This window comes from Neptuniibacter sp. UBA6509 (assembly GCA_002435145.1).
GTDB lineage: Bacteria > Pseudomonadota > Gammaproteobacteria > Pseudomonadales > Balneatricaceae > Neptuniibacter.
The window spans coordinates 1-6,896 of the sequence record DJLT01000108.1 but is presented as its reverse complement, the minus strand read 5'-3'; the positions used below and the strand labels follow the sequence as shown (position 1 = coordinate 6,896).

Here is a 6,896-nt window from a genome sequence, read left to right as displayed (position 1 = left end):
AGCGACCAATAGATTAACAGTCTAAAGGTCTATGGCCTTCTGCTTTTGTTGGGTTTCTACTCTTTTCTGAATATATGTACGGCCGGAATGCAGATCGGGCAGTATACTTAGTTAGAGTAAGGCTATCAGCCGGCTAACCAAAAAATTGGATATGGTTGACCCTCCGCAATAGACATTTTTAAGGAAGGTATTTGCCCATGGTCGTACCTCTCATGTGAGAGAGTGGGTCATCAACATCTTGCATTTCACTCCATTTTCTGGATATTATTAATATATTAACTACTTCTGGTTTATCAGGAGTAGATCCCCAGATTAGGAGGCCGAATAATGCAATATCATTTGAATGGGTTTAAGCCTGGTAACTATCAAGTTCCTGATGAGGCTAGAAAGCCTTACCCAGAGCCGCCAATCGTGGATCTGCCGAACGAAGTGGATGTATTAATTATTGGTACGGGCCCAGCAGGTTTGACCATGGCAAGGCAGTTGTCTGAATTTTCAGATATTAAAACGTGCATTGTTGATATGGAGTCAGGCCCCCTATTATTTGGTCGAGCTGACGGTATCTCATGCCGTACCATGGAGATAATGGAAGCTTTTAATAGTAGTGAAATGGTGGTTAAAGAGACCTACCAGCTTAAACAAAATACCTTCTGGGAGCCTGATCAGGAAAATCCAGAAAACATAAAGCTTACGCATAAAATTGCTGATGCCCGAGCGGGGCTTTCTGAATTTACGCACGGTATTGTGAATCAGGCGCGTCTACATGAATTGCTAGTAGATGGCATGGAGAGGTCAGTCACTCAGCTAAGTCCTCATTACAGCCGCCAATTGGTTGAGATGAAGGTTGATGAAAACCTTACTCAGGATCTTGATGCCTATCCTATAACGGCCACCTTTAAGAGAGTTGATGATGCCGGAGAAGGAAAAACTGAGGTAGTAAAAGCACGTTACATTGTGGGCGGGGACGGCGCCCGAAGTAATGTTCGCAGAAGTATGGATATCCCGCTTGAAGGGGATTCGGCAAATAAAGCATGGGGAGTCATGGATATTCTGTTAAATACAGACTTTCCTGATATCCGTGTTAAAAGCTTTATCCAGTCGAAAGATCACGGTGCGGTTATGACTATACCGCGCGAAGGTGGTTATCTATGCCGGTTTTATGTAGAGCTAGAGCAGCTTGGAAAAGACAAGCGAGCTAAGGATGTTAATCTGACCGAGCAAGATCTTATCGCTAAAGCTCAGAAGATTTTCCACCCTTATACGCTGGATGTAAAAGAGGTCGCTTGGTGGTCAATTTATGAGGTCGGCCAACGTATTGCGGAGCGTTTTGATAATCGTCCCGTAGGTAGTTCTGAGGATGTTATTCCCCGTGCATTTGTTGCTGGAGATGCTTGTCACACACACAGCCCGAAAGGTGGTTGGGGTTTGAATACTTCTTTACCTGACACCTTTAACTTGGGTTGGAAGATGGCAGCAGTGCTTCAGGGGCGAAGTCATCCAAAACTACTTAGTACTTACGGTACTGAGCGACGCAAGGTGGCGCAGCAGTTAATTGATGCCGATCGTGAACTTTCCAGACTAGTAGCTACTCGCCCAAATGCAGGTGATGATTCTGAACAGGCAAAAGTTGATACGGCAAAAATCGAAGCCTTTATGAAACGTCAAAGCGGTTTCGTTTCCGGAACTTCAATTGAATATTATCCGTCGTACATTTGTACAGGTCAGGAAAATCAGCAGTTAGCCACTGGGTTTAAGATTGGTCAGCGCTTCCACTCTGCTGAAGCAACGCGTGTAGCTGACGGCCGAAGCCAGCACTTGGGGCACTTAGTTAAAGCTGATGGGCGCTGGAGGATCTTTCTGTTTGGAGATACTCAAACACCTACAGATCCATCGTCTGCGGCATTTAAGTTCATTGACTTTTTAGCCAATGATGAGTCATCACCGGTACAAAAATACACACCGAAGGGTGCTGATATTGATTCCGTCTTTGATACTTATGCTGTATTCCAGCAGCAAGATTTATCAATGCACGATCTGCCTGATTACTTGTGGCCAGCAAAAGGTAAATATGGGCTACGAGATTATGAAAAGGTATTCCGCGCTGAAGAAAGCAATGACATATTTGATCAACGCGGAGTTGATCGTTCAGCCGGCTGTATAGTGGTCGTTAGACCTGATCAGCATATTGCTACTATTCTGCCTGTTACTGCGCATGAAGAGCTATCGAAGTTCTTTGATGTATTTATGATAGAGCAGAATTAACGATTTTTTTTGTGTTCTCCGCTTTATATCTAAGCCCGCTGGATAAAACCTGCGGGCTTTTTTATTCTTTATTGGATCTATGTTTATCGATTTCATGTAATCATGTTGAATTAACTTAGGTACGTCTTAATGGAGTTTGCTAATTATGAGCGAGTTAAGGCTGTTATACGCTGGGCTATAGAGGCGTTGGTCGGAGTTATAGGATTGGGTCGTGTTAAAGGTGCCTATCAATATTTGTATTTTAGGTGTCATTCTTTTGTAATCTAGGCAGAAATTGTAGTCCTCGCTCTGCTCCTTAGTAATGAAACAGCAAGCTGGTTTTTATCCTCGAAACTATCGATAAGCACATATTTTTGATGAAACTGTTTATAGCTTTGATTTTATCCATTTAAAGGTCGTTTCATTGATCTGTTCAATGGTTTTTGACGAAGCAGAGAGCTAAATTTAAAAGAGTACTGCACCTTTTGAATTTCATAAATCTGAAAGACTTCGTGATGATCTAACAAATCGACTTTAGGTGCGTAAATCTGAGGAGAAAAATGTAAGTGGATATCAACCAACTCGACAAACTAGAGCAGGCTACGCTCTTTGGTAGACCTGAAATCGTGAGATTAGGCTACGCAATCCTCTTTATTGTTGGGGTCATAATGTACAGTTACTCAACGGTGGGTAACGTTCCTAACGGAATAATGCTTGTTGCCGCTGCCATGATTGGTGGTTATATGGCAATGAACATCGGTGCAAATGATGTGGCAAACAATGTGGGGCCAGCGGTTGGCTCTAAGGCATTATCATTGACCGGCGCTATTATCATTGCTGCCGTTTTCGAAGCATCAGGTGCATTGTTGGCGGGAGGCGATGTTGTAAGCACTATTAAAAAAGGAATTATTAATCCTGAAACAATTCAAGATGCGGATACATTTATTTGGCTAATGATGGCTGCTCTTCTATCAGCGGCAATATGGCTTAATATCGCCACTTCCTTGGGGGCTCCAGTCTCGACCACGCACTCCATTGTGGGCGGAGTTTTGGGTGCAGGTATGGCTGCAGGTGGCGTGGCTGTAGCCAATTGGGACAAAATGGGTTTGATTGCTGCCAGTTGGGTTATTTCTCCAGTTATGGGTGGTGTTATCGCAGCGTCCTTTCTGATGCTTATCAAAAAAAGCATTACCTATAAGACCGACATGATCACAGCCGCTAAAAAGTGGGTGCCGATTTTGGTTACTGTAATGGCTTGGGCGTTCTCTACATACTTAGCCCTTAAAGGTCTGAAGAAAATTTGGAAGATTGATTTTGCTATGGCCACTTTGATCGGTGCTGTGGCGGCAGCTTGTGTCTATCTTATGGTCAGGCCAATGGTAAGCGCCGCAGCAGATAAACTTGAAAACAGTAAGGATTCGGTTAACTCTTTATTCACCATTCCATTGATCTTTGCGGCGGCACTATTGAGCTTTGCTCATGGTGCTAATGATGTTGCTAACGCGGTTGGCCCTCTTGCAGCAATAAATGAATCTATCATGAGTGGTGAGGTTTCTGCCAAGGCTAGCATTCCAATATGGGTGATGATGATTGGTGCCCTTGGTATCGCACTTGGGTTGGCTTTATATGGTCCAAAACTGATTAAAACTGTTGGTTCTGAAATCACAGAACTCAATCAGATGCGGGCTTTCTCTATTGCCATGTCAGCAGCTATTACCGTAATCATAGCTTCTCAGCTTGGCCTGCCGGTATCCTCAACCCATATTGCCGTTGGTGGGGTTTTTGGTGTTGGTTTCTTACGTGAATACCTGAAAACCAACTATGCTAAGAAAATTGCAGAGATACATGCACATCATTCTGAAGGAGATGAAGATAAAGTTCAGCAGTTCATCCAAGCGTTCGAGGATGCGACCATCGAAGAGAAAGAAGGCATGCTTAAGCAGCTAAAAGAGCATAGAGCTTCTGCTGAATTGAATAAAAAAGAGCGCAAAAGACTTAAAAAAACCTACCGAACAGAGTTGGTCAAACGTTCAGCACTCTTGAAAATAGCTGCGGCTTGGATCATCACTGTTCCAGCTGCAGGCGTCATGGCAGCAATTCTTTTCTTTACAATACGAGGAATGATGCTGGAAGTATAAATTCCATCATGGGTGGAAATTGTATTTTTTATAATCTAAAAGGGTAACATTCATTAATGTTCAGGAAGATAATTTTTTGCACCATGCTGGCGATTCTAGCCTTGGGTTTCTGGATCAGTCCAAATTTCAAGGAAATTGCTGCCGGGGTTTCTATCTTCCTTTTTGGAATGCTTTCCCTTGAAGAGGGTTTCAAATCCTTTACTGGCGGAGTTCTAGAGCGAATACTGCGAAAAACGACCGATGGTCCATGGAGATCACTGACATTTGGTGTTGTAAGTACCTCTGTTATGCAATCCAGTTCACTGGTTTCCGTGATTACTATCTCTTTCCTGAGTGCTGGCCTAATTAGCTTGACCGCCGGAATCGGAATTGTTTTTGGTGCCAATTTTGGCACCACCACGGGGGCCTGGTTGATTGCGGGCTTGGGAATGAAGGTAAAGATTTCTGCCTATGCTATGCCAATGCTGGTATTCGGTATTATTCTGATTTTTCAGAAATCGCGAACTATGAATGGAATCGGATATATTCTTGCGGGTCTCGGATTTCTGTTTCTGGGTATCCACTACATGAAAGAGGGTTTTGAGGCATTTCGCGGTACCATTGATTTGACCGCTTTTTCAGTATCGGGCTATACCGGGATTATGCTTTTCACCCTGATTGGCATAGCCGCTACCGTGATTATGCAGTCTAGTCATGCGACATTGGTAATCATAATTACAGCTCTAGCGGCACAGCAGATCACTTATGAGAACGCTTTAGCCTTGGCGATTGGTGCCAATATAGGTACCACTATCACGGCAATAATCGGCTCGATGAGTGCCAATGTGCAGGGTAAGCGTTTAGCCGTCGCTCATTTGATATTTAATATGGTCACCGCGCTTATCGCCATTGTGTTTATCTACCAAATCACCGGTATGGTTGATGGGTTCAGTGCTACGGTTGGTATTGCTGCAGATGACTATACTTTGAAGCTGGCGGTTTTTCACACCATTTTCAATGCGATCGGAATTGTTGCGATGATGCCTTTCATCAACCCTCTAGCTCGCTCTTTGACCAAAGCTATGCCTGAAAAGGAGCAGTCCAGAGAGAAACCTATGTATCTTAATGAATCGGCTGAAGAGTTGCCTGATACGGCAATAGAGGCTGTGCGTAAAGAAACTTTGCGATTGTATGACAATGCCTTTGCGATTATAGCTCACGGCCTTAGCTTGCATCGATATGATATTTTGTCGGATAAAGACCTAGAAGATGTCGTTAAACAAGGTCAGAAAGTAATTCCAGTCGATTTTGATGATGAGTATGAAAAGAGCATCAAAGGCCTGTATAGCGATATTGTTAAGTTTATCAGTAGTGCTCAATCGAATATGACTCCAGAGCAAGGTGACGAGTTGTTCAGGCTGCGTGCAGCAGGGCGAGACATTGTGGAGGCAATAAAAGATACCAAGCACATGAACAAGAATCTTTCACAGTATATTCTCTCTGAAAACGTTTATATTCGTGCTGAATACAACAAGTTCCGAATTCAGCTCGGAAGGTTGATGCGTGAACTGGATAATATTCGTAATGATGATGAAGATTCTTTGAATGTTCTTTCTTTGGATAGCTTGAAGCTTGATATGAGGAAAAATGATGCAACTGTAAATGGTGATATGGAAAAGCTGATTCGCGCTAATAAAATCACAGCATTAATGGCAACCTCAATGATGAATGATGCCAACTATGCTTATGGTGTTGCTAAAAACCTAATTCAGATGGGTGAATCTCTTTTTGCTGGTGGAGATTTAGGCATGAAAGAGGCTTTACGTAGTGTGTCGCTTACTGAGGATGAAGTGGATGAAATTGTAGGCGATAAAAAAGAATCGATAAGTATCAAGAGTCTGGGGTGAAACTGTGAAACTGCTTAAGCTATTAGAGATTACCGAAAAATATCTCGATGATGACAAGCTGAGAAAGGGTGAACGGAAGGAATGCCTTAAAGATATCCAGCAGAAATTGAAAAAGAAACAGAAAAAATTAAAAGAGAAAATTTTAGTTGCAGATGGAGAAGAATTAAAAAGCCTGCAAAAAAATCTTGAGATTGTCATGACTCAGCGCAAAAAAGTGATTGGTGCTCTCAAAGAACTGAAGTAAATGTTTGACTTTGGTTTGCTTAGCTTGGGCTTGTATCAAGGGTTTTTAAAAGGAGGCATAATTACCTAGCAATTGCTCAGTTTATATAAGCCTAGGCCGTGATTTAAGAGTCTCTTCCTTATAGTCTTGCTTATGATTCAAAACTTGAGTTTTTTTCATTCTCTCTGCAAAAGGGGGGGGGCTCTTTGTTCATTCTAATGTTCTTAAGATACTGTATTTTTAGGTGTGCATTGGCTATTCGCTAAACGAGAGTGATTTAACCGTATTCTTGAGGTAGTGAGCGAACGCAGTGTTTAATGTTATGAATCTGTAACTATTGCAGGATTTTAAGCGAAGTAGATGTACAGACAAGAGAAGTAAAAGAAAGTGGTCGGAGTGATAGGATTC

General features: G+C 42.6%; 4 protein-coding genes. All 4 read left to right on the top strand.

What is annotated here, in order from left to right:
* The first annotated feature begins 327 nt into the window (after positions 1–327).
* The 4 genes from B4K11_RS13515 to B4K11_RS13500 all read left to right on the top strand — a co-directional run bounded on the left by B4K11_RS13515 (position 328) and on the right by B4K11_RS13500 (position 6,509).
* Complete coding sequence (locus tag B4K11_RS13515) at positions 328–2,262, top strand: FAD-dependent monooxygenase (RefSeq protein WP_292954920.1); 1,935 nt, start codon at positions 328–330, stop codon at positions 2,260–2,262.
* 545 nt (positions 2,263–2,807) lie between these two features.
* Positions 2,808–4,379, top strand: a complete 1,572-nt coding sequence (locus B4K11_RS13510; protein WP_292954922.1) for an inorganic phosphate transporter — start codon at positions 2,808–2,810, stop codon at positions 4,377–4,379.
* A gap of 56 nt (positions 4,380–4,435) precedes the next feature.
* Positions 4,436–6,265 (top strand): Na/Pi cotransporter family protein, encoded by a 1,830-nt coding sequence (locus B4K11_RS13505; protein WP_292959430.1) that lies wholly within the window; start codon positions 4,436–4,438, stop codon positions 6,263–6,265.
* Positions 6,266–6,269: 4 nt separating this feature from the next.
* The gene (locus B4K11_RS13500; protein WP_292954926.1) at positions 6,270–6,509 is read left to right on the top strand and encodes a hypothetical protein; all 240 of its coding nucleotides are present in this window, start codon (positions 6,270–6,272) and stop codon (positions 6,507–6,509) included.
* Positions 6,510–6,896: the final 387 nt, after the last annotated feature.

Bases quoted from the DNA above. Each gene is read 5' to 3' on its own strand.
- B4K11_RS13505 (WP_292959430.1), top strand. From the start codon at position 4,436: ATGTTCAGGAAGATAATTTTTTGCACCATGCTGGCGATTCTAGCCTTG.
- B4K11_RS13515 (WP_292954920.1), top strand. From the start codon at position 328: ATGCAATATCATTTGAATGGGTTTAAGCCTGGTAACTATCAAGTTCCT.